Here is a 20,919-nt window from a genome sequence, read left to right on the forward strand (position 1 = left end):
TTTGCTGCATTTTTCCTTGACGATCTGATATGGTTGGCCCATTAGGGGCCCGCCACGTGGCCCCACGCCGGCCGCAGGTTCGGGACAAGAGGAGACGTTCATGACATTCGCGAGCTTTCGCCACACCGCCATCGCCGCCTTCGCGCTGTCCTGCGGAATGGCCACCCTTGCCATGCCCGCTCAGGCCGACGGCGAGGTCAATATCTATTCCTATCGTCAGCCTGACCTGATCAAACCGCTGCTCGATGCCTTCACCGAGAAGACCGGCGTGACCACCAATGTGCTCTTCCTGGACAAGGGGCTGGAGGAAAAGATCGAGGCCGAGGGCGCCAATTCGCCAGCGGACCTGATCTTCACCGTCGACATCGGCCGCCTTTCCAACGCCAAGGCGAAGGGGATCACCCAGGCGGTCGAGAACGAGACCGTCAACGCCAACATTCCCGCGCAGTACCGCGATTCGGAAGGCCACTGGTTCGGCCTGACCACCCGCGGTCGCGTGGTCTATGCGTCCAAGGATCGCGTCGAGCAGGACACGATCACGTATGAGGAACTCGCCGATCCCAAGTGGAAGGGCAAGATTTGCATCCGCAGCGGCCAGCACGTTTACAATTTGGCTCTCTTCGCTTCGATGGTCGCTCATCATGGCGAGGCCGAGGCCGAGAAATGGCTGACCGGGCTGAAGAACAATCTGGCGCGCAAGCCCGACGGCAATGACCGCGCACAGGCCAAGGCGATCTTCGCCGGCGAATGCGACCTCGGCATCGGCAACACCTATTATGTCGGTCTGATGCAGAACAACGAGAAGGAGCCCGAGCAGAAGGACTGGGCCAATGCCATGAAGGTGCTGTTCCCCAATTCCGGCGATCGTGGCACCCATGTCAACATTTCCGGCATGGCGCTGGCCAAGCATTCGCCGAACAAGGACAATGCCCTCAAGCTGATGGAATTCCTCGCCAGCCCCGAAGGTCAGGAAATCTACGCCGAGCAGGTGTTCGAATACCCGATCGCGCCCGGTTCGGAAGCCTCCGACATCGTGAAGGGCTTCGGCGAGATCAAGCCCGACACGCTGCCGCTGGAAGAAATCGCCAAGAACCGCAAGACGGCATCGGAACTGGTCGACAAGACCGGCTTCCAGGATGGCCCGGCAAGCTGATCCGACAAGGGCGAGCCATGTCGGACGGGCCGGATCCTCGATCCGGCCCGCTCCGTATTTGCGGGCAATGACGGACATCCCGCGCGCACGGGAGGCCGCGTCGTGAGCGCCGAAAGCGCGCCTGTGTTCGCCTTGGCTGAGACCGCGCCGCCCGCCCTTCGCGAGCGCTACCTCGGGGCAACCCTCGCGGCCGGCCTGATCGCGGCCGTCGTGCTGTTGCCGATCGCCGTCGTGGTCGGGATCGCGCTCTCCGGCAGCGGCGAAGACTGGCCGCATCTGGTCAGCAACGTCCTTCCGCAATCGACGGGCACGACCTTCGTCCTGCTGGCCATGGTCGCGGCCGGTTCGGCCTCGATCGGGGTGACCAGCGCCTGGCTCGTGGTGGCCTACGATTTTCCGTTGCGCCGCGTCCTGGCCTGGGCACTCGTCCTGCCGCTGGCGGTCCCCCCCTACCTCGCGGCTTATGCGTTCGGCGAGTTTTTCCTGTTCACCGGCCCCGTCCAGACCCTGTGGCGCGCGCTGTTCGGCTTCCAGACCGCCCGCGACTACTGGTTTCCAGACATCCGCAGCACCACCGGCGCGGCGATCGTGCTGTCCTCGGTGCTGTTCCCCTATGTCTATCTGACGGTGCGCGTGGTCTTCATCATGCAGGGCCGCAACATCGCCGACGTGGCGAGGACGCTCGGCGCCTCGCCTTCCCGGGTGCTGTTCAAAATCCTGCTCCCCGTTGCCCGGCCGGCCATCATCGCCGGCACGGCGCTCGTGCTGATGGAAACGCTCAACGACATCGGCGCCGTCGAATATCTCGGGGTGCGCACGCTGACCTTCTCCGTCTTCACCACCTGGCTCAATCGCGGCAGCCTGGAAGGCGCGGCCCAGATCGCCATGGTCATGCTCGTGATCGTGCTCGGCCTGCTCTGGGCCGAACGCTGGGCACGACGCCACCGGCGCTTCCACGGCGCGCGCTCCACCCACATGAAGGCGCACCCGCCGCGCGTCAGGCTGAGGGGTGTCAGGGCCGGCCTCGCGACCGTCGCGGTCGTGGCGCCGGTCCTCACCGGCTTCGGCGTTCCGGCCTACGTCTTTGCAGGCTACGCCTCGCGGCGGCTGGAACAACTCGCCGAGCCTGCCCTGTTCGACGCCTTCCTCACCAGCGTGGTGACGGCCGGCAGTGCGGCGGTCGTCACCGTTTTGGCCGCGCTGGCGCTCGTCAACGCAACACGGCTCTCCCGTTCGGCGGCGGTCGGCGCGCTGGCGCGGCTGGCGTCCAGCGGATACGCCATGCCCGGCACGATCCTCGGCCTCGGCCTGCTGTTTTCACTGAGCCGGATCGACAATGTCGTCGACGCGCTGGCGCGGGAACATCTCGGCTTTTCGACCGGGCTGCTGTTCACCGGCAGCGCCGCGGCGGTGGTGCTGGCCTGTTCGGTACGGTTCCTGGCGCTGGCTGAAGGCGCCATCCATTCCGGCCTCGAAAAGCTGCCCCCGCATATCGACGAGGCGGCGCGCAGCCTTGGCCACGCGCCGGGCGCTACCGCCCGCAAGGTGCTGATCCCACTTCTGAAGCCGGCGCTCTTCACCGCCGCCGTTCTGGTCTTTGTCGACACCGTGAAGGAACTGTCGGCGACGATCCTGCTGCGGCCGTTCGGCTTCTCCACCCTCGCCACGCATGTCTACGAGAACGCTTCGCGCGGCGTGGTCGAGGATGGAGCGCTCGCCGCCCTGCTGATCATCTTGACCGCGCTCGTGCCGGTGGTGCTGCTGTCGCGGGCGCTGATGCGCGACGCCGAAGCCACTCTTTGACATCAAAGCCGCGGCGGCAAAAAAAGAAGGCGCCCGGAGGGACGCCTTTTAGCTTCTAATTGGGCTGTCACGCGAGGACTTGAGCGAATGCGTTTGCCTGTCACCAGGCTCGGAGAACCTCCGTCAAGTTACGCACGAATATCGGCATATCGCCTTAACAAAACCTTACCCCGATGCGCCGCTCTTTACCGAAGTGTACCACTTCTTCCACTTAGGTAAATTTCGCGTTGGTAAAGCATTAACCATCGCGGGGCTCAGCTTTTCAGCTCCGGCAGGTCGGCGAAGAACGCCAGCGCCTCCGGATTGGCGAGCGCTTCCTTGTTCTTCACCGGACGCCCGTGCACCACGTCGCGCACCGCGAGTTCGGTGATCTTGCCCGACTTGGTGCGCGGAATATCCCTGACGGCGACGATCCTCGCCGGGACGTGACGCGGGCTCGCCCCGGAGCGCACCTTGGCCTTGATCCGCTTCTGCAGGTCCTCGTCGAGTTCGACGCCACCCGCCAGCCGAACGAACAGCACGACACGCACGTCATCCTCCCAGTCCTGACCGATGCAGATGGCCTCGACGATCTCCTCCATCTGCTCGACCTGGTTGTAGATCTCGGCCGTACCTATGCGCACGCCGCCCGGATTGAGCGTGGCGTCGGAACGACCATGAATGACGAAGCCGTCATGGCCGGTGCGCTCGGCGAAGTCACCGTGACACCAGACATTGTCGAAGCGTTCGAAATAGGCGCCATGGTATTTGGCGCCGTCGGGATCGTTCCAGAACATCACGGGCATCGACGGGAAAGCCTTGGTGCAGACCAGTTCGCCCTTTTCGCCGACGACCGGCTTGCCGTCGTCGTCCCACACGTCGACAGCCATGCCGAGCCCCGCACCCTGGATCTCGCCGCTCCATACCGGGCGCGTCGGCACGCCGAGCACAAAGCAGGAAACGATGTCCGTGCCGCCTGAAATCGATGCGAGGTGGACATCCTTCTTGATGCCGGAATAGACAAACTCGAAACCTTCCGGCGACAGCGGCGAGCCGGTCGAGGAGATGACGCGGACAGCCGACAGATCATGCGTCGCGATCGGCTCGAGTCCGGATTTGCGCACCGCGTCGATGAACTTCGCCGAGGTGCCGAAATAGGTCATCTTCTCGGCCTCGGCGAAATCGAAGATGACATTGCCGTCCGGATGGAAGGGCGAGCCGTCATAAAGCAGCAGCGTCGCGCCGCTCGCCAGCCCCGACACCAGCCAGTTCCACATCATCCAGCCGCAGGTGGTGAAATAGAAGAAGCGGTCATCGTCGGCGATGCCGGCGTGGAGGCGCTGTTCCTTCAGATGCTGCAGGAGCGTGCCGCCGGCCGAATGCACGATGCATTTGGGAATGCCGGTGGTGCCCGACGAAAACAGGATGTAGATCGGATGCGCGAAGGGCAGCCGTTCGAAGGACAGTTCTCCCGCGGGATGGGCCGCGACGATGCTTTCCAGCGTCTCGGCCCGGGCGATGCGACCCGCCAGTTCGCCGGCCGTGCCCAGATAGTCGACGATGATTGCCTGGCGCACGCCAGGCAGCTTGTCGAGCACCTTTTCGACCTTGTCGCCGACCTCGATGCGCTTGCCGGCATACCAGTAGCCGTCGACCGTGACGAAGACGACCGGCTCGATCTGGCCGAACCGGTCGAGCACGCCCTGCTCCCCGAAATCCGGCGAGCAGGACGACCAGATGGCGCCTATCGAGGTTGCCGCCAACATTGCGGCGATGGTCTCGGGCATGTTGGGCATCATCGCCGCGACGCGATCGCCGGCCTTCACGCCCTGGGCCTTCAGCGCCTGCTGCAGCTTCGATACCAGCGCCCGCAATTCATCCCAGGACATGCGCCGCTCGACCTTGTCTTCACCGCGGAAGACCAGCGCGTCGCCCGGACCCGACTTCGCCAGCAGGTTCTCGGCGAAATTCAGCTTCGCCTCGGGAAAGAACGAGGCGCCCGGCATGCGATCGCCATTCTCGAGGATGGTGCCGCCTTTTTCCCCGACGACGCCGCAGAAATCCCAGATCAGCGACCAGAACGCCTCGCGCTCGGCGACCGACCAGGCATGAAGCTCTTCATAAGTCGTGAACGATCTGCCGGCGCGCTTGGATGCCTCAGCCATGAATGCCATGATGGGCGCGCTGCGGACAGCTTCGGGTGTTGGGGTCCAGAGCGGGTCCGTCCGTGACATATAGAACCTCCGAGATTGGTGGCGCGGTTATGCATGCTGCGCCGCCTTCGGGCAAGATATCGTCAGGCGGTGGCGTGATCGCGCCATCGCGGGGCCACAATGGCTTGAAATGCCATCGGTCTCGTGCAAAGCGGGCAACGGCGTCGGGGTCGCTCCGGGCGCATGCGGGAGTTGAAAAGGCTGATGCCATCCAGGGCGGCGCGCAGAAGCATCTGGATATTCGGCATATGCGTGCTGGCGCTGATCGCGCTTCTCGCCGCCATTCCCTATGTCGCTTCGACCCAGATCGTGCGCAACCGCATCGCCCACGAGATCGGCAGCTGGACCGGATACAGGGTCGAACTGCTCGGCAATCCCCGCATCGACGTCTGGCCGACCTTCCGCGCGGTGCTGCATGACGTCGCCTTCAAGGAATGGAGCGATCCGGACGATCCACCGGTGCTGCAGGCCGAGCGGATCGAGCTCGAGCTGTCGGCCATCGCCGCCCTGCGTGGCGACGTGGTTTTCTCCAGGATGCATCTGTTGCGGCCGATGGTCCGCGTGCGCGACACAGGTGCGGTCGTGCCCCTGCCGTCGGAGCCGATGGGCGGGCGCGTCAAGCGCGCCGTCGTCAAGGCCCGCGAGGCCGTCGCGGCCAACCCGGCTGCGCCCGACACCAGCCAGATGCCGGCCGACCCGCTCGGCTCGGTCGAGTTCACGGACGGCCAGATCGTTCTGGTGGCGGACGGCAAGGAAGAAATCCTGGTCACCGCGCTCAGCGGGCGGGGCGGTTGGCCATCGCTCAACCGCCCGCTGTCGATCACGGCCAAGGGTGTCTGGCGCGGCGAGAACGTCTCCGTCGAGACGACGACGAGCCAGCCGCTGACATTGTTCGCCGGCGGCAGCGCGCCGGTGACCTTCGCGATGACCGCCGCCCCGCTGACCGCGCGCTTCGAGGGCATCGCCACCTTCTCCGGCAGCGGCTTCATCGATGGCCGGGCACAGTTTTCATCGCCCTCGCTGCGGCGCGCACTCGAATGGTCGCGGACCGAGATTTCCCCGGGATCGGCTGTCGGCGCAGCTTCCCTGTCCGGCCACCTGATCGGCGACATGCAACGCCTCAAGGTCGAGGAGGCCGAGATCGAGTTCAGCGGCCATCCCGGCATGGGCGTCATCGACTTCTCCTTCGCCAGCGATATCCCGGCCGTCGCCGGCACGCTCGCCTTCGAAACGCTCGACCTGCGCTCGCTGCTCGCCGCGTTCACCCGCACGCCCGACAACGCCGAGGCATGGCATCAGGAGATCGACACGCGCTTCGCGCACGACCTCGGCCTCGACCTGCGGCTTTCCGCCGACCGCGCTACCGCCGGACCGATCGCCATGACCGAGGTCGCCGCGACGGTGCAGATCAAGGATGGCCTGGCCGCCTTCGACATTTCCGACGCCACGGCTTTCGGCGGCACCGTGCAGGCAGGCATGCGCATCGACCGCCGCGACGGCAAAAATCACGCCCAGTTCCGCTTTCTCGCCACCGATATCGACACCGCCCCGCTGGCGACTGCGGCGACCTTGACCCGCCCGGCGCCGCAGGCGCGCGCCACGCTGTCGGTCATCCTCAACAGCAATGTCGTTATCTGGGACGATTTCCTGTCACGCGCCGACGGGTCGATCTCGGCCAAGCTGGGCCCGGGAAGCATTGCCGGCATCGATCTTGCCGCTTTCCTCGAACGCACCCGCCAGGGCGGCTTCTTTCCGCTGAGCGAGGTGTCCAAGGGCACCCTGCCCATCCAGGAAGCCGAGTTGAAGGCATCTATCGCCAATGGCGTCGCCCGCCTCGACATCGCCCGCGCGATCTCGGGCGACCGCGCGATCTCGCTGACCGGCATCGTGCCTTATGTCGGGCGCGGGCTGGCCCTGTCCGGCCTCGTCGCGCCGAAGGACGTTTCCGCCGGTACGCCCGACCCGCAATCGGTCGCCGCCTTCTTCGTCGGCGGCTCCTGGAGCACCCCCTTCGTGTCCCCGGTTCTCGCCCCCGTGCCGCCCGTGGAGTAAGCCGCCGAATTTCCCGGCGGTGGCGAATCGCGCTAGGTTCGCGAAGATCGTGTCAAGTGCCGCTTGGTGTCGGTCGGCGTGCCGCGATCCATTGCGCGGCGGGCGGGGTGTCCGGTCACACAGTCCGGGAGGGGTTGCTTGCTGCGCTTGCTGACGGGCCTGTTCAAGATCGCGGTGGTGTCGCTCATCACCGGGGCGGGGCTGTCCGCTTTCGACATCACCGCCGCCGACATTCTGGCCGATCTCGGCCTGACGCCCGAAAACGTGCTCGATCTGCTGCAGCGCGGCGCCGCCTGGGCCGTCCCCAACATCGTCCTGGGATCGATGGTGATCGTGCCGATCTGGCTGGTGATCTATCTGCTGAAGCCGCCGCGCGGTTGAACGACCCGGTGCCCGTCAGCCGTCGCGCAGCGCCGCCTGGGCGTCACGCCGCCGCTGCACCTCGCGGCGCTTGTTGAGGATCGAGGCGGCCACCACCCCGATCGTGACGACGCCGATCAGGATGGTGCAGACCGCGTTGATCTCCGGCGTCACGCCAAGACGCACCTGGCTGTAGATCTTCATCGGCAAGGTGGTGGCGCCAGGCCCCGAGGTGAAGCTCGCGATCACCAGATCGTCGAGCGACAGGGTGAAGGCGAGCATCCAGCCCGAGACAATGGCCGGCATGATCACCGGCAGGGTGATGGCAAAGAAGGTCTTCACCGGCGGCGCGCCGAGATCCATGGCGGCTTCCTCCAGCGAACGGTCGAAGCTCAACAGGCGCGACTGGACCACGACCGCGACGAAGCACATTGAGAAGGTGATGTGGGCCAGCGTCACGGTGAGGAAGCCGCGATCGAGCCCGATCGCCACGAACAGCAGCAGCAGCGACAGCCCGGTGATCACTTCGGGCATCACCAGTGGCGCAAACACCATGCCCGAAAAAAGCACCCTGCCCCGGAAGCGCGTATAGCGCGTCAGGGCGAGCGCGGCGAGCGTGCCCAGCACGGTGGCCACGCTGGCCGAGATGAAGGCGACGCGCGCGGTCACCCATGCCGCGTCGAGCAGGCCCTGATTGTTGAAGAGCTCGAAATACCAGCGCGTCGAAAAGCCGGCCCACACGGTGACCAGTTGCGATTCGTTGAAGGAATAGACGATCAGGAGCACGATCGGCAGGTAGAGAAAGGCGAAACCCGCCACGATCGAGACGATGTTGAAGCGTGTCCACGAGCCGGTCATCGGTCCTGCTCCTGGGCGCGCGCCTGCGCCTGCTGGAAATACATGATCGGCACGACCAGGATCAAAAGCAGGATCACCGCCACGGCAGAGGAAACCGGCCAGTCGCGATTGTTGAAGAATTCCGTCCACAACGTCTTGCCGATCATCAGCGTGCCGGAACCGCCGAGCAGGTCGGGGATAACGAACTCGCCGACGGCGGGAATGAAGACCAGCAGGCAGCCGGCGACGACGCCCGGCAGCGCCAGCGGGAAGGTGATCTTCCAGAAGGCGGAGATCGGCGTGCAGCCGAGGTCCTGCGCCGCCTCGATCAGCGAATAGTCCATCTTCTCGAGCGAGGAATAGAGCGGCAGCACCATGAACGGCAGGTAGGAATAGACGATGCCGATGAAGATCGCGGTGTGCGTGTTGAGGATGATAAGCGGCTCGTCGATGACGCCGATCCAGAGCAGGAACTGGTTGAGCAGCCCTTCCGGTTTCAGGATGCCGATCCAGGCGTAGACGCGGATCAGGAACGAGGTCCAGAACGGCAGGATGACCAGCATCAGCAGGATCGGGCGAAGCTCGGCCGGCGCGCGCGCCATGCCATAGGCGACCGGGAAGCCGATCAGGAGCGTGATCAGCGTCGAGACAAGCGCGATCACGATGCTGGAGAGGTAGGCGTTGATGTAGAGCCGATCCTCGGTCAGCCAGAGATAGTTGTCGACGCCGAGCCGGGAGAGGTTGTCGAAAAAGCCCGCCAGCCCGCCGGAGAACTCGAACACCGGCGTGTAGGGCGGCATGGCGATCGCCGTCGTTGACAATGAAATCTTGAAGACGATCAGGAACGGGACGAGGAAAAAGACCAGCAGCCAGAGATAGGGGATGAGGATGACCAGGCGGCTCGCGATGGCGGAGGCGACACGGTTCATCACATGCCCCTATCGCGTCAGCACGACGCCGGCATCCGGCTTGAAGGAAACCCAGGCACGGTCGTGCCAGGTCAGCGCCTCCTCGCTAACGCGGGCGCTGTTCATGGTGCTGGCGCGCACGATGCGGCCGTCGTCGAGGCGCACGTGGTAGATGGTCATGTCGCCGAGATAGGCGATGTCGTAGACCTCGCCCTCGGCAGCATTGAGCTCCGCGCCCTCCGGGCGCGCGGCACTGACACGCAGCTTTTCCGGCCTGATCGCGAACCAGACCCGGCTCCCCGCCTGCGCGTCACCGGGATTCTCGGTCAGGATGGTAAGGCCAGCGCCGTCGATGCGGGCCGAGGCGCCGTCGCGCGCCGAGACATCGCCCTCGATCAGGTTCACCGAGCCGACGAAGTCGGCGACGAAGCGCGAGTTGGGCGCTTCGTAGATCTCGGCGGGGGTCGCCACCTGCATGACCTCGCCCTTGTCGAGGATGGCGATGCGGTCGGCCATGGTCATCGCCTCTTCCTGGTCGTGCGTGACCACGATGAAGGTCAGGCCGAGATCCTGTTGCAGATCCATCAGTTCGAACTGGGTCTCCTCGCGCAGCTTCTTGTCGAGCGCGCCGAGCGGTTCGTCGAGCAGCAGCACCTTGGGCCGCTTGGCGACCGAACGCGCGAGCGCCACCCGCTGGCGCTGTCCGCCGGAGAGCTGATGCGGCTTGCGGCTCGCGAACTGCTCCAGCTTGACCAGCTTCAGCATCTCGCCGACGCGGGTTTCGATCTCCGCTCTCGACATGCCGTCCTGCTTGAGCCCGAACGCAATGTTCTGCGCCACCGTCATGTGCGGGAACAGCGCATAGGACTGGAACATCATGTTGACGGGCCGCCGATAGGGCGGAATGCCGGCAAGGTCCTGACCGTCAAGCAGGATGCGCCCGGCCGTCGGTTCCTCGAAGCCGGCCAGCATGCGCAACAGAGTGGACTTGCCGCAGCCGGATGCACCCAGCAGCGCGAAGAACTCGCGCTCGTAGATGGTCAGGGACAGATCGTCGACGGCTGTGAAGTCGCCGAATTTCTTGGTGACGTTTTCGACGGAGATATAGGGCTTGGCGGCCGGATCGACCCAGGGCGCGAAACTCTTCCGGATGCTGCCAAGCGACTTCATGACCCCTCCACCCCTACGTGACCGCCGAACGAGGCCCCGGCGTCCCTGCCGGGGCCTTCGGCATTCACTGCCCGGTGACCACCCGCGTCCACAGGCGCGTGATCTGGCGCTGAGCCTTCGCGTTGTAGGGCATGGTCGTATAGAGATTGTCGAGCGTCGCCTGGTCCGGGTAGACGGCCGGATCGCCGATCACGTCTTCCTCCAGAAGTTCCTGCGAAGCCTTGTTGCCGTTGGCGTAGTAGACGTAGTTGGACGCCTTGGCGATCACCTCGGGCGTCATCAGGTAGTTCAGGAACTCATGCGCCTCCTCGACATTCTTGGCGTCGGCCGGGATCGCCATCTGATCGAACCACATCTGCGCGCCTTCCTTCGGGATCGAATAATCGACGGCCACACCCTGGTCGGCTTCCGCCGCGCGGTCGCGCGCCTGGAAGACATCGCCCGACCAGCCGATGGCCATGCAGATGTCGCCATTGGCCAGAGCGTTGATGTATTCCGACGAATGGAACTTGCGGATGTGCGGGCGGATGGAAAGAAGCAGTTCCTCGGCCTTGGCGAGGTCGTCCGCCTCGGTGCTGAGGGGGTCAAGCCCGAGATATTTCAGCGCCGCCGGCACCATCTCCGCCGGGGCGTCGAGCATATGCACCCCGCAGTCGGCCAGCTTGGCAATCATCTCCGGCTTGAAGACGACGTCCCAGCTGTCGACACGCTCGATTCCAAGCGCGTCCTGCACCTTCTTGACGTTGTAGCCGATGCCGGTCGTGCCCCACATGTAGTTGATCGAATAGGCATTCTCGGGATCGTATTTCTCGGTGCGGCTGGCGATCATGTCCCACATGTTGGAGATGTTGGGCAGCTTCGACTTGTCCAGCTTCTGGAACACGCCGGCCTGGATCTGCCGCGCCAGGAACGTGCCGGTCGGCACCACGACATCGTAGCCGGTGCCGCCAGCGAGCAGCTTGGTCTCGAGGATCTCGTTCGAATCAAAGACGTCATAGACGACCTTGATTCCGGTCTTGGCGGTGAAGTCCTCAAGGATCGACTCGTCGATATAGTCGGACCAGTTGTAGACGTTGACCGTCCGATCCTGGGCGGAAGCGCCGAAACTGACGATAGCGGCGAGAGACGTGGCGGCGAACAGCAACCCCTTGCGCGACATGAACTTTCTCCTCTGTCTTTTCCCCTCCCGGCTCGCACAGCGGTCCTTCACGGCCGGGTTTTGACTTTGAGCCTATTGGCGTTTCGCCGGAGCGACAAGCGGGAAATTGCGTCCCCTGCTCACAGATAGGTTGTCCTCTCAAGCGCCGTGATCTCGCCCCAGAAGGCGATGATCTCGGCGCGCTTCAGGTCCTTGTAGACCTTGGAAAGCAGCGGCCCGAGCGCCCGGTCGACGAAGCGGCTCTTTTCCATCAGCTGCAGCGCGTCGTCCATGTCGTCTGGCAGGAACAGCCCGTCATCGTCATAGGCGTTGCCCTCCACCGGCGGCGGCGGCACGAGGTTGCCCTCGATGCCTTCGACCATGCCCTGAAGCAGCGTTGCCATGACCAGATAGGGGTTGGCGTCGGCCCCGGCGATGCGGTGTTCGACGCGCCGGTTCTCGTCGCTGGAGACCGGAATGCGCAGGGCGACGGAACGGTTGTTTTCCGCCCACACCGCCCGCGTCGGCGCGTAGGAACCAGGCGTGATGCGCCGGAAGCCGTTCCAGGTGTTGATGAACAAAAGCAGCGATTCCGGCATGGTCTTGAGCAGGCCGGCAACCGCCGATTCGAGCTTCCTGCGCCCGCCATCGCCGCCGAAGATGTTGTTGCCGTCCCCGTCGAGCATCGAGGCATGCACATGCATGCCGTTGCCGGCATATTCCAGGAACGGCTTGGCCATGAAGGTCGCCGTCAGCCCATGCGCCCGCGCGCAGCCGATCACGATACGCCGCAGCAGGATGACGTCGTCCGCCGCCTTCAGCGGATCGGCGCGGTGCTTCAGATTGACCTCGAACTGGCCGGGCGCGGCCTCCTTGATGATCGTGTCGATCGGCAGGTCCATCTCGTGGGCCGCGTCGCGGATCATGTCGAAGAGTTCGGCATGCTCGGCGAGGTCGTCGAGCCCGTACATCCTGAGCCGGTCCGGCCCGGCCGTGGCGCCCACCGGCGCCGGCATGCCGTCATCCCAGTCGGTGTCGGGATCGAGCAGGTAGAATTCGAGCTCGAAGGCTACGACCGGGAACAGGCCCTTGTCGTTCACCTCGGCGATCTTCTTCTTCAGAACCTGGCGCGGGTCGGCCAAAAACGGCTCTCCTTCGGGCGTGAAGGTCTGCAGCAGCACCTGCGCCGTCTTGCGTTTGGCCCACGGCACGATCGCCAGCGTTCCGCGTGTGGCGCGGCAATAGCCGTCCTTGTCGCCGGTCTCGATATGCAGGCCGGTCTCGTTGACTTCGCGCCCCCAGACGTCGAGGCCATGCAGCGACATCGGGAAATTGACGCCTTCGTGATAGGCCTTCTTCAGCGCGTCGCCCGGCGCCCATTTGCCGCGCATGACGCCGTTCGGATCGACAAGCAGGAACTCGACAGCCTCGAGGTCGGGGTGCTTTTCGACGAAGGACTTGTATTCGGCCTCGTGCTCGGGTGTGGCGAACGGGCTGGCCTTGTCGGCACGGTGGCCCGGTGAAGCCGGTACCGACGCGGCTGGGCGGTCGTCCTTTGTGCCGGCGGACGCCGTGCCGGGAACTGTCAAGGGCAAGATGGGCCTGTATGGCTGTTAAAGATCGCCTAAGCTGCCAGCGGTGTCGCGAACTTGTCAATCTTGCGTCCAGAGATCGCCGCAGCGGGTCACCCCGTGATGCGAAAACCCCGCGGCGCAAAGCCCGGGTCCGCGTCCTCGACATACACCTGTTCAACCGAAGCGCCCGCCGGGCCGACGTGCAGACGCTCGACCATGTGCGAAACCGCAATCTTGGTTCCGACAATGAGCGCCACGACCGAGCCGTCGGCCTCGTTGCGTACCCATCCCGACAGGCCGAGCGCCTCGGCCTCGGATCGTGTCCATGCGCGGAAGCTGACACCCTGGACCCGTCCGGTGATGCGTGCCAGCACGACCTTGCGGTCTTCAGCCATCGCAGCCCCTTGTCGATCGCGTTCAAGTGTGGAGGCTAAGGGCCGAGGGCGCAACACCCGTGGCCGGCGTTTCTGGCTTTCCGGTTCAGGGTGAGGCAGGGGCGATGAGCCTGGAGTGAAGTGGAGGCGGAGATGCAGGCGGCCTGGTACGAGAAGAACGGCGAACCGCGCGACGTGATCGTGGTCGGCGAGATGGAAACACCTCGCCCCGGAGCGGGCGAGGTGCTGGTGAGGCTGGCCACCTCCGGCGTCAACCCGTCCGACGTCAAGTCGCGGCGCGGGCGGCCGCTGATCGGACCGCGCATCATCCCGCATTCCGACGGCGCCGGCGTCGTCGAGGCCGTGGGCGACGGTGTGTCGGCAGGCAGGATCGGCGAGCGCGTCTGGACCTGGAACGCGCAATGGAAGCGCCCCTTCGGCACGGCGGCCGAATATGTCGCCCTGCCGGAGGCGCAGGCCGTGCCGCTGCCCGACAATATTGATTTCGCCGCAGGCGCCTGCCTCGGAATCCCGGCACTGACCGCACTGCGCGCCATCGACCTGCAGGGCGACGTGGCCGGCAAGACGCTGCTGATAACCGGCGCCGCCAATGCGGTCGGGCACTACGCCGTGCAGATCGCCAAACGGCGCGGCGCCCGCGTCATCGGCACCGCGTCGGCCGCCCGCCGCGGGCACGCGCTGGCCGCCGGCGCGGACGAGGTGATCGATTATCGGGAGGGCAAGACTGCCGAGCAGCTGAAGGAACTGACCGGCGGCAAGGGTGCCGACGGCATCGTCGACATGGACCTTTCCACCACGGCGGCGCTGTTGCCCGAGGGCGCTTTGGCGCCGCATGGCAAGCTGGTCTGCTACGGCTCCAACGTGCCGGCCGACATCCCGGTGTCCTTCCCGGCCATGTTATGGAACAGCCTGACGCTGCAGGTCTTTGTGGTCTACGAACTGCTGCCCGAGGTGCGCGCCGCCGCCCTGCTCGACCTGACGCGCATGCTGGCTGCGGATGTGCTCAAGCATTCGATCGGCGCGACCTTTCCGCTTGAACAGACGGCCGAGGCGCATGAGGCGGTCGAGAAGGGTGACACGATCGGCAATGTGGTGCTGGCGATCGACTGAGATTCGCTCGCGAACCTGCGCCCGCCCGTCATCCGCTCCGCAATCGCCTAACAGCCACCAGCCGGCGCCTTCATGCCATCCGCTCGCCCGCCGGGCCTGCCGGGTCGCCTCATGATGGAGAAGCGCGCAGCCGAGCATGAATTCCATCCACAGCCTCCTGATTTTCTCCACTGGAAAATAGAGGCGCCCGAGAGCCGCTTGAACGGTCGCTTTGCGCAAGCTATTTTTCATTGATGAAAAACATGCGCTGGGACGATCTGCAGCTTTTCGGCGCTGTCGCCCGCACCGGCAGCCTGTCGGCGGCCGGACGCGAGCACGGCCTGAGCCCGGCGACCGTCGGCCGGCGCATGCTGGCGCTGGAGACCGAAATGGGCCGGCCGCTCTTCGTGCGCCGCCAGTCAGGTTATTCGCTGACCGAGGACGGCCGCGCGCTCAGGGCCCGGGTCAGCGTGATGGAGGCTGGCGCGCGGCCGATCGACGAGTGGCGCAGCGCCGAGGGTGGCCGTTCGCTGGTCCGTATTTCGACCGGCACTGGCACCGCCAACTTCCTCGCCGCCAACTTCGCCCGGCTTTGGCAGCCGGACGACCCGTTTCGCATCGCCTTCAAGACCACGGAGGCTAAGCTCGACATCGCCCATCGCGAGGTCGAGATCGGCATTCGCAACGCGCGCCCCGAAAGCCAGAGCCTTGCCGGCAGGCGCACGGTGACGATCGCGCAGGCCCCGTTCCGGGCGCGCAACCAGGCACAGTCGGGGCGTGCCGACTGGGTAGCGATCACGCCCGAGGACGCCACGACGCGTTCGGCCAGATGGGTCAACGCTCGGCCGGACATCGTGATCGCCGCCTGGGCCAACACGGTCCGCACCTTGCACGAATTGATCCGCGCCGGTGTCGGCATCGGGGTCCTGCCGTGCTTCGTCGGCGATCGCGACCCGCTTCTCGAAAGGGCCGGCGAGGCGATTGCCGAACTGAGTGGCGAACAATGGATCGTCATGCACAATGACGACCGCCATCGCCCGGACGTGCGCCGCGTGATCGACCGCCTCGTGGCGCTGTCGCTGGCGCATGCGGCACTGTTTGCCGGCGAGCGGCCTTTCGGCACCGGCTGAGACTGTCGTGCCCAGCGGGCTTTCAGTTGCTGGCAGCAACCTGGCAGCAAACCGCCCCGCGCCGATGGCCGCGGCTTGGCCTGCACGGTAGGGTCGCCGCTTCGGGAAAGGGAGCGGCGCGATGCAATGGAGCCTCGACGAGACGGTGCGAACCTCCGCCGGTACGGTGGCAGCCGGACGCACCGGCGACGGGCCGCCGCTGGTGCTCGCGCATGGCTGGCCGTGGTCGTCCTTCTCCTGGCACCGGCTGATCCCGCAACTCGCCGAACATTTCCGGATCCACTGGTACGACATGCCAGGCTTCGGGCAATCGGAGAAATTCGCCGATCAGCGCACCTCGCTGGATGTTCAGGGCGTGGTGTTTGCCGAGATGCTTGCGCACTGGAAGCTCGATCGGCCAGGCGTCGTCGCCCATGATTTCGGCGGCGCCACGACATTGCGGGCGCATCTTCTGCACGGATGCGAATACGGGCGCTACCTGCTCATGAACGTGGTTGCCATGCGGCCCTGGGGGTCGGCTTTCTTCGACCATGTCGGCCGTCACGTCGACGCCTTCTTGGGACTGCCGCCGCATATCCATCGCGCGATCGTCGAAGCCTACATGAAGGGCGCCCTGGTGAACCCGATCAATACCGGCGAGTTCGAGCGGCTGGTCGAACCATGGCTGGGCGCGGACGGCCAGACCAGCTTCTACCGCCAGTTCGCGCAGGCTGATGAAAGATACACCGCAGAGGTCGAATCGCGCTTCGGCGATATCCGCTGCCCGGTCAAGATCGTGTGGGGAGCGGACGACCCCTGGATCCCGCTCGAGCGCGGCAAGGCCCTGAACCGGCTGATACCGCAAGCCGGCTTCGAGACCCTCGCAGGCGTCGGCCATCTGCCGCAGCTCGAAGCGCCCGACCGGGTGCTGCGGGAGATCGTGGCCTTCCTGGCGTAGCGGGCGGCGGCCTGCCGCCGACAAGCCTAGCGAAAATCGAACGCGCTCAGCCCGGTCACCATCTCGTCGAGGCCGAGAGGCCGCGTCACCGGCGGTTCGGCGCGCGCCAGGCAGCCGGTCCGTTCGCACAGCCGGCACGCCGGGCCGACGGCCGTCGCGGCCACCGCACCCGCCTTGGCGCCCTGCCCGTTGCCACCCGGCAACGCCGCCGAATAGACGATTTCGTCGCGGAAGCCGATATCGCAGCCAAGCAGCAGAGCCGTACGGCGCGGCCGTTCGCTGAAGGCGCCCTGCGGCCCTTCCAGCGTGCGCGCTATCGTCAGGAACTCGGCCCCGTCCGGCATCTCGACCGCCTCGACCAGGATGCGGCCCGGCTGTTCGAAGGCCGCATGCACTGCGAGCTTGGGGCAGCCGCCGCCGAAACGGGCCTGCGGAAAACCCTGGGCGCCGGCCTTGCGGAAGCGATAACCGGCATTGTCGACTTCCAGCATGAAGAACGGAACACCCTGAGCGCCGGGACGCTGCAGCATGGTCAGCCGGTTCGCAGCCTGCTCGAAGGAAACGCCGAAGCGCGACTTCAGGACGTCGACGTCGTAGCGCGCCCGCTGCGCCGCCGACTGGAACGCGCCATATGGCATCATGACCGCGTGGGCGGCGTAACGGCCGAGTTCGAAGCGGGCCAGCCGCCGCGCCTCGTCGGAGGAGAGTTTCAAGGCCTCGATCTCCGCTCCGACGGCCACGCTCATGCGCATCAGACAGGCCTCGATCGCGATTTCGCGCAATTGATCGAAGGGCGACAGCCGCTCGGAGATGAAGAGACGCTGCGAATGGCGGTCATAGCGCCGCCGCCAGTTCGGCATGGTCGCCACTGGCAGGACCCTGACCACCACGCCATATTCACGCTTCAGCCAGGCCTTCAATGCGCCGATGAGGTCGTCGCCGGGATCGAGCATCGACAGGAACGCCTCGGCCTCCTCCTCGAGGCGGGCGAAATGGTTGGGCCGGCGTTCGAAGGTCTCATGCACCTCGTCGACCGGCAGACGCGCCGCAGAGAGCGCCGTGGCCCTGCCCTCGCGTGCGAGCAACTCGGAAAGGTCGGTGAGCCGGTCGGCCTGCTCGCGATAGGCCCGGTAGAGCTTGACCACGGCGGCCGAAACATTCGGCGCCGCTTCCGCGATCTCGACCAGTTCCTGCTCGCCGGGCAGTTCGTCGGAAAGCAGCGGGTCGGCAAAGACCTCGCGCAGCGCCGCGATCGAACCGCCCGCCTCCGCCTGCAGTTCCTCCGGCTCGACCTTGTAGACCGAGGCAAGCTTCAGGATCAGTTGCACGGTGAGCGGGCGCTGGTTGCGCTCGATGAGATTGAGATAGGAAGGTGAAATACCGAGGCCGTTCGCCATCGCCGTCTGGGTCAGCCCCTTGGCGTTGCGAATGCGCCGGATGCGCGGGCCCGCGAAAATCTTCTGTTCGGCCATTCAGACTGCCTTTGTAATGATTTTACAGTATCAGCGCGGTGATTGCCGTGGATGATTGTTTTACAATTTTTACAAATTTACGGGATCATCCTGTGAAAGGCAACACAGATTTTCCCTTTTGTCGGGCCGAATCCGTGCCATTTTCTGGGATTGTTTCGCGATGCAATGTAAATGATGTCACATCCGATCCGGCGGCCAACCTCCCAAACCGCGTGATCGTCACCAGCAACCCATTCGGCAGGAGCGCCCGCCATGACTGATTTTTACAATCTCGTTCCCTCCGCACCCGAAGGCCGCTATGACGGCATCGAGCGTCCCTATTCGCCCGAGGATGTGAAGCGGCTGCGCGGCTCGGTGCAGATCCGCCATTCGCTGGCCGAGATGGGCGCCAACCGGCTGTGGAAGCTGATCCACGAGGAAGACTTCGTGAACGCGCTCGGCGCGCTCTCCGGCAACCAGGCCATGCAGATGGTGCGCGCCGGGCTGAAGGCGATCTACCTCTCCGGCTGGCAGGTCGCGGCCGACGCCAACACCGCGTCCGCCATGTACCCGGACCAGTCGCTCTACCCGGCCAATGCCGGCCCCGAACTTGCCAAGCGCATCAACAAGACCTTGCAGCGCGCCGACCAGATCGAGACCTCGGAAGGCAAGGGCCTTTCGGTCGACACCTGGTTTGCGCCGATCGTCGCCGACGCCGAAGCCGGCTTCGGCGGCCCGCTCAACGCATTCGAACTGATGAAGGCCTACATCGAGGCAGGTGCGGCGGGCGTCCACTTCGAGGATCAGCTGGCTTCGGAAAAGAAGTGCGGCCATCTCGGCGGCAAGGTCCTGATCCCGACCGCGGCACATATTCGCAACCTCACCGCCGCGCGGCTCGCCGCCGACGTTATGGGCACGCCGACGCTGATCATCTGCCGCACCGACGCCGAGGCAGCGAAGCTGATCACCTCGGACATCGACGAGCGCGACCAGCCCTTCGTCGATTACGAATCGGGGCGTACCGTCGAAGGCTTCTACAACGTCAAGAACGGCATGGAGCCCTGCATCGCCCGCGCGATCGCCATGGCGCCCTACTCCGACCTGATCTGGATGGAGACCTCCAAGCCGGATCTGGAGCAGGCGAGGAAGTTTGCCGAGGCCGTGCGCAAGGAGCATCCGAACCAGCTTCTGGCCTACAACTGCTCGCCGTCCTTCAACTGGAAGAAGAACCTGGACGACGCCACCATCGCCAAGTTCCAGCGCGAACTGGGCGCCATGGGCTACAAGTTCCAGTTCATCACGCTCGCCGGCTTCCATCAGCTCAACTACGGCATGTTCGAGCTGGCCCGTGGCTACAAGGACCGGCAGATGGCGGCCTATTCGGAGCTGCAGGAAGCCGAGTTCGCGGCAGAGGTCAACGGCTACACCGCGACCAAGCACCAGCGCGAGGTCGGCACCGGCTATTTCGACGCCGTTTCCATGGCGATCACCGGCGGCACCTCGTCGACGACGGCGATGAAGGAATCGACCGAAACCGCGCAGTTCCGCCCCGCCGCTGAATAGGCTAAGGACGGACGACGGCTCCGGGCCAGCCGGCCCGGAACCACCCGCGGCGACCCCGCGGGCCGGCGAGAACCCAATGGAAAGGGAGTGCGCAGATGGCGCCGAGGACACGTGTAAAGGAACGCGCCGAAGAGCAGTCTTCGAGCATGAGCGCCGACCAGCAGGCGGCGATCCGGATGGTGGCGAACGACCTCCACCGGCTCAACCAGTCGGTGATGAAGGCGGTCGAGGCCGGTGTGTCGGTCGAACTGGTGCGCTCCGCCCGCCACCACGGCGGCAACGGCAATTGGGGCGATCTCCTGATCCCGGTGATCGTGACCAACCGCACCAGCGACGAATAGCTCCGATACGGACGACTTTAAGCCAAGCCGCCGGTTCGCCCGGCGGCTTTTTTTGTGCCCGGTCAGGAATCGGAACACGTGCTGCTAGCCGTCCCCCGCGGCCGCCCGCGCTATCCACCTTGCGTCGGAAACAGGAAGCCTGACGAAGAGTTCCGTCCCATCGCCCGGCGGCCTGCGCAAGGCGCGCGTCGTACTCGCGGAGGCAACAGCCAGCGCCCCGGACCGGGCCAACGCCTGCACGCGGCTGCGCGACAGCTTCAGTTCATCGGCCAGCAGCCGGTCGAGTCGAACCCGCACCGGCCTCGGCACGGCGCAGACAATGCGGAGTCGCGGCGGCTCGCCGGCGGTTTCAGAAAGCACCTCCCTGCTCACCACGACCTTGCCGGCTTCCTGCAGCCGGGGCGCCCAGCGCTTCAAATCGTCGACATCCGAGGCGATACGATCCACCAGCGCCGGATCATTGGCGCATAGCGACGACAGGAAGCCGGGGCCGAGGGAGTGGACAAGGCTGCGCTCCAGGATCGGCCGGTTCCAGGTGCTATCGCACGCGGTGCATCTGTAGACGAGCCAGGCGTCAATGCGCTTGCCGTTGGCATTGACTCTCATCTTGCCGCCGGCGCGGTAAGCTCTGACCGAGCAGCATCGCCTGCAATGCAGCAGCGGTTGCGGATATTCGTTCGCGGTGATCGTCCATTTGACGCATAGGTGTTCGGACATGCCCGTTCGTGCTTCCTGTTCGGAAGCTCGTCAGGCGACGACCCACAACACGGTATGACAGGGAGTTTTCAAAAATGGCGGCCCACAGAAGCCGGCGCGGTTCAGCCAT

Annotated in this window: 18 protein-coding genes; 9 read left to right on the top strand and 9 right to left on the bottom strand. The window is 65.3% G+C overall.

Annotated features, from left to right (window positions below; translation table 11 throughout):
- Nucleotides 1-157 precede the first annotated feature (157 nt).
- Together FQ775_RS12625 and FQ775_RS12630 are read left to right on the top strand one after the other, a co-directional pair.
- Nucleotides 158-1,153, top strand: coding sequence for a Fe(3+) ABC transporter substrate-binding protein (locus tag FQ775_RS12625; RefSeq protein ID WP_146302001.1), 996 nt, complete (start codon nucleotides 158-160; stop codon nucleotides 1,151-1,153).
- 102 nt (nucleotides 1,154-1,255) lie between these two features.
- On the top strand, nucleotides 1,256-2,956 hold the full coding sequence (locus FQ775_RS12630; RefSeq protein WP_146300310.1) for an ABC transporter permease: 1,701 nt from the start codon (nucleotides 1,256-1,258) through the stop codon (nucleotides 2,954-2,956).
- 254 nt (nucleotides 2,957-3,210) lie between these two features.
- Here FQ775_RS12630 and FQ775_RS12635 read toward each other — a convergent pair whose 3' ends face one another.
- The gene (locus tag FQ775_RS12635) at nucleotides 3,211-5,169 is read right to left on the bottom strand and encodes an acetoacetate--CoA ligase (RefSeq protein WP_146300309.1); all 1,959 of its coding nucleotides are present in this window, start codon (nucleotides 5,167-5,169) and stop codon (nucleotides 3,211-3,213) included.
- 183 nt (nucleotides 5,170-5,352) lie between these two features.
- Between FQ775_RS12635 and FQ775_RS12640 the strand changes: the two genes are divergently transcribed.
- A complete protein-coding gene (locus FQ775_RS12640; RefSeq protein WP_146300308.1) occupies nucleotides 5,353-7,200 on the top strand; it encodes an AsmA family protein in 1,848 nt (615 codons plus the stop codon).
- Nucleotides 7,201-7,338: 138 nt separating this feature from the next.
- Nucleotides 7,339-7,581, top strand: a complete 243-nt coding sequence (locus FQ775_RS12645; protein ID WP_146300307.1) for a DUF6460 domain-containing protein — start codon at nucleotides 7,339-7,341, stop codon at nucleotides 7,579-7,581.
- A gap of 15 nt (nucleotides 7,582-7,596) precedes the next feature.
- Here the strand turns inward: FQ775_RS12645 and FQ775_RS12650 are convergent, their stop codons facing one another.
- The 6 genes from FQ775_RS12650 to FQ775_RS12675 form a co-directional block, all read right to left on the bottom strand.
- Entirely contained in the window at nucleotides 7,597-8,418 is an 822-nt protein-coding gene (locus FQ775_RS12650; RefSeq protein ID WP_146300306.1) for an ABC transporter permease subunit, read from the bottom strand.
- On the bottom strand, nucleotides 8,415-9,326 hold the full coding sequence (locus tag FQ775_RS12655) for an ABC transporter permease subunit (protein WP_146300305.1): 912 nt from the start codon (nucleotides 9,324-9,326) through the stop codon (nucleotides 8,415-8,417). The genes FQ775_RS12650 and FQ775_RS12655 overlap by 4 nt, the downstream gene beginning before the upstream one ends.
- Nucleotides 9,327-9,335: 9 nt before the next feature.
- Nucleotides 9,336-10,475, bottom strand: a complete 1,140-nt coding sequence (locus FQ775_RS12660; RefSeq protein WP_146300304.1) for an ABC transporter ATP-binding protein — start codon at nucleotides 10,473-10,475, stop codon at nucleotides 9,336-9,338.
- 64 nt (nucleotides 10,476-10,539) lie between these two features.
- Nucleotides 10,540-11,634 carry a polyamine ABC transporter substrate-binding protein gene (locus tag FQ775_RS12665; RefSeq protein WP_146300303.1) on the bottom strand — a complete coding sequence of 365 codons (1,095 nt, stop codon included), beginning with the start codon at nucleotides 11,632-11,634 and terminating at the stop codon, nucleotides 10,540-10,542.
- Nucleotides 11,635-11,753: 119 nt separating this feature from the next.
- Entirely contained in the window at nucleotides 11,754-13,202 is a 1,449-nt protein-coding gene (locus tag FQ775_RS12670) for a glutamine synthetase family protein (RefSeq protein WP_146300302.1), read from the bottom strand.
- A 95-nt stretch (nucleotides 13,203-13,297) separates the two neighbouring features.
- Nucleotides 13,298-13,582, bottom strand: a complete 285-nt coding sequence (locus FQ775_RS12675) for an acylphosphatase (RefSeq protein ID WP_146300301.1) — start codon at nucleotides 13,580-13,582, stop codon at nucleotides 13,298-13,300.
- Nucleotides 13,583-13,714: 132 nt separating this feature from the next.
- Here FQ775_RS12675 and FQ775_RS12680 point away from each other — a divergent pair, with 132 nt between their 5' ends.
- The 3 genes from FQ775_RS12680 to FQ775_RS12690 all read left to right on the top strand — a co-directional run bounded on the left by FQ775_RS12680 (nucleotide 13,715) and on the right by FQ775_RS12690 (nucleotide 16,738).
- Entirely contained in the window at nucleotides 13,715-14,692 is a 978-nt protein-coding gene (locus FQ775_RS12680) for an NADPH:quinone reductase (protein ID WP_146300300.1), read from the top strand.
- 242 nt (nucleotides 14,693-14,934) lie between these two features.
- Nucleotides 14,935-15,801, top strand: coding sequence for a LysR family transcriptional regulator (locus tag FQ775_RS12685; RefSeq protein WP_246730108.1), 867 nt, complete (start codon nucleotides 14,935-14,937; stop codon nucleotides 15,799-15,801).
- Nucleotides 15,802-15,922: 121 nt separating this feature from the next.
- The gene (locus FQ775_RS12690) at nucleotides 15,923-16,738 is read left to right on the top strand and encodes an alpha/beta fold hydrolase (protein WP_146300298.1); all 816 of its coding nucleotides are present in this window, start codon (nucleotides 15,923-15,925) and stop codon (nucleotides 16,736-16,738) included.
- A 26-nt stretch (nucleotides 16,739-16,764) separates the two neighbouring features.
- On the opposite strand, the gene FQ775_RS12695 is transcribed toward FQ775_RS12690, so the two are convergent.
- On the bottom strand, nucleotides 16,765-18,210 hold the full coding sequence (locus FQ775_RS12695) for a helix-turn-helix domain-containing protein (protein ID WP_146300297.1): 1,446 nt from the start codon (nucleotides 18,208-18,210) through the stop codon (nucleotides 16,765-16,767).
- A 252-nt stretch (nucleotides 18,211-18,462) separates the two neighbouring features.
- Here FQ775_RS12695 and aceA point away from each other — a divergent pair, with 252 nt between their 5' ends.
- Together aceA and FQ775_RS12705 are read left to right on the top strand one after the other, a co-directional pair.
- Nucleotides 18,463-19,752 (top strand): isocitrate lyase, encoded by a 1,290-nt coding sequence (gene aceA, locus FQ775_RS12700; protein ID WP_146300296.1) that lies wholly within the window; start codon nucleotides 18,463-18,465, stop codon nucleotides 19,750-19,752.
- Between the two features lie 95 nt (nucleotides 19,753-19,847).
- The gene (locus FQ775_RS12705; RefSeq protein WP_146300295.1) at nucleotides 19,848-20,093 is read left to right on the top strand and encodes an SMc00767 family acetate metabolism repressor; all 246 of its coding nucleotides are present in this window, start codon (nucleotides 19,848-19,850) and stop codon (nucleotides 20,091-20,093) included.
- An 84-nt stretch (nucleotides 20,094-20,177) separates the two neighbouring features.
- Here the strand turns inward: FQ775_RS12705 and FQ775_RS12710 are convergent, their stop codons facing one another.
- Complete coding sequence (locus FQ775_RS12710; RefSeq protein WP_146300294.1) at nucleotides 20,178-20,810, bottom strand: DUF1062 domain-containing protein; 633 nt, start codon at nucleotides 20,808-20,810, stop codon at nucleotides 20,178-20,180.
- Nucleotides 20,811-20,919 lie beyond the last annotated feature (109 nt).

This window comes from Nitratireductor mangrovi (assembly GCF_007922615.2).
GTDB classification, from domain to species: Bacteria; Pseudomonadota; Alphaproteobacteria; order Rhizobiales; family Rhizobiaceae; genus Mangrovimarina; species Mangrovimarina mangrovi.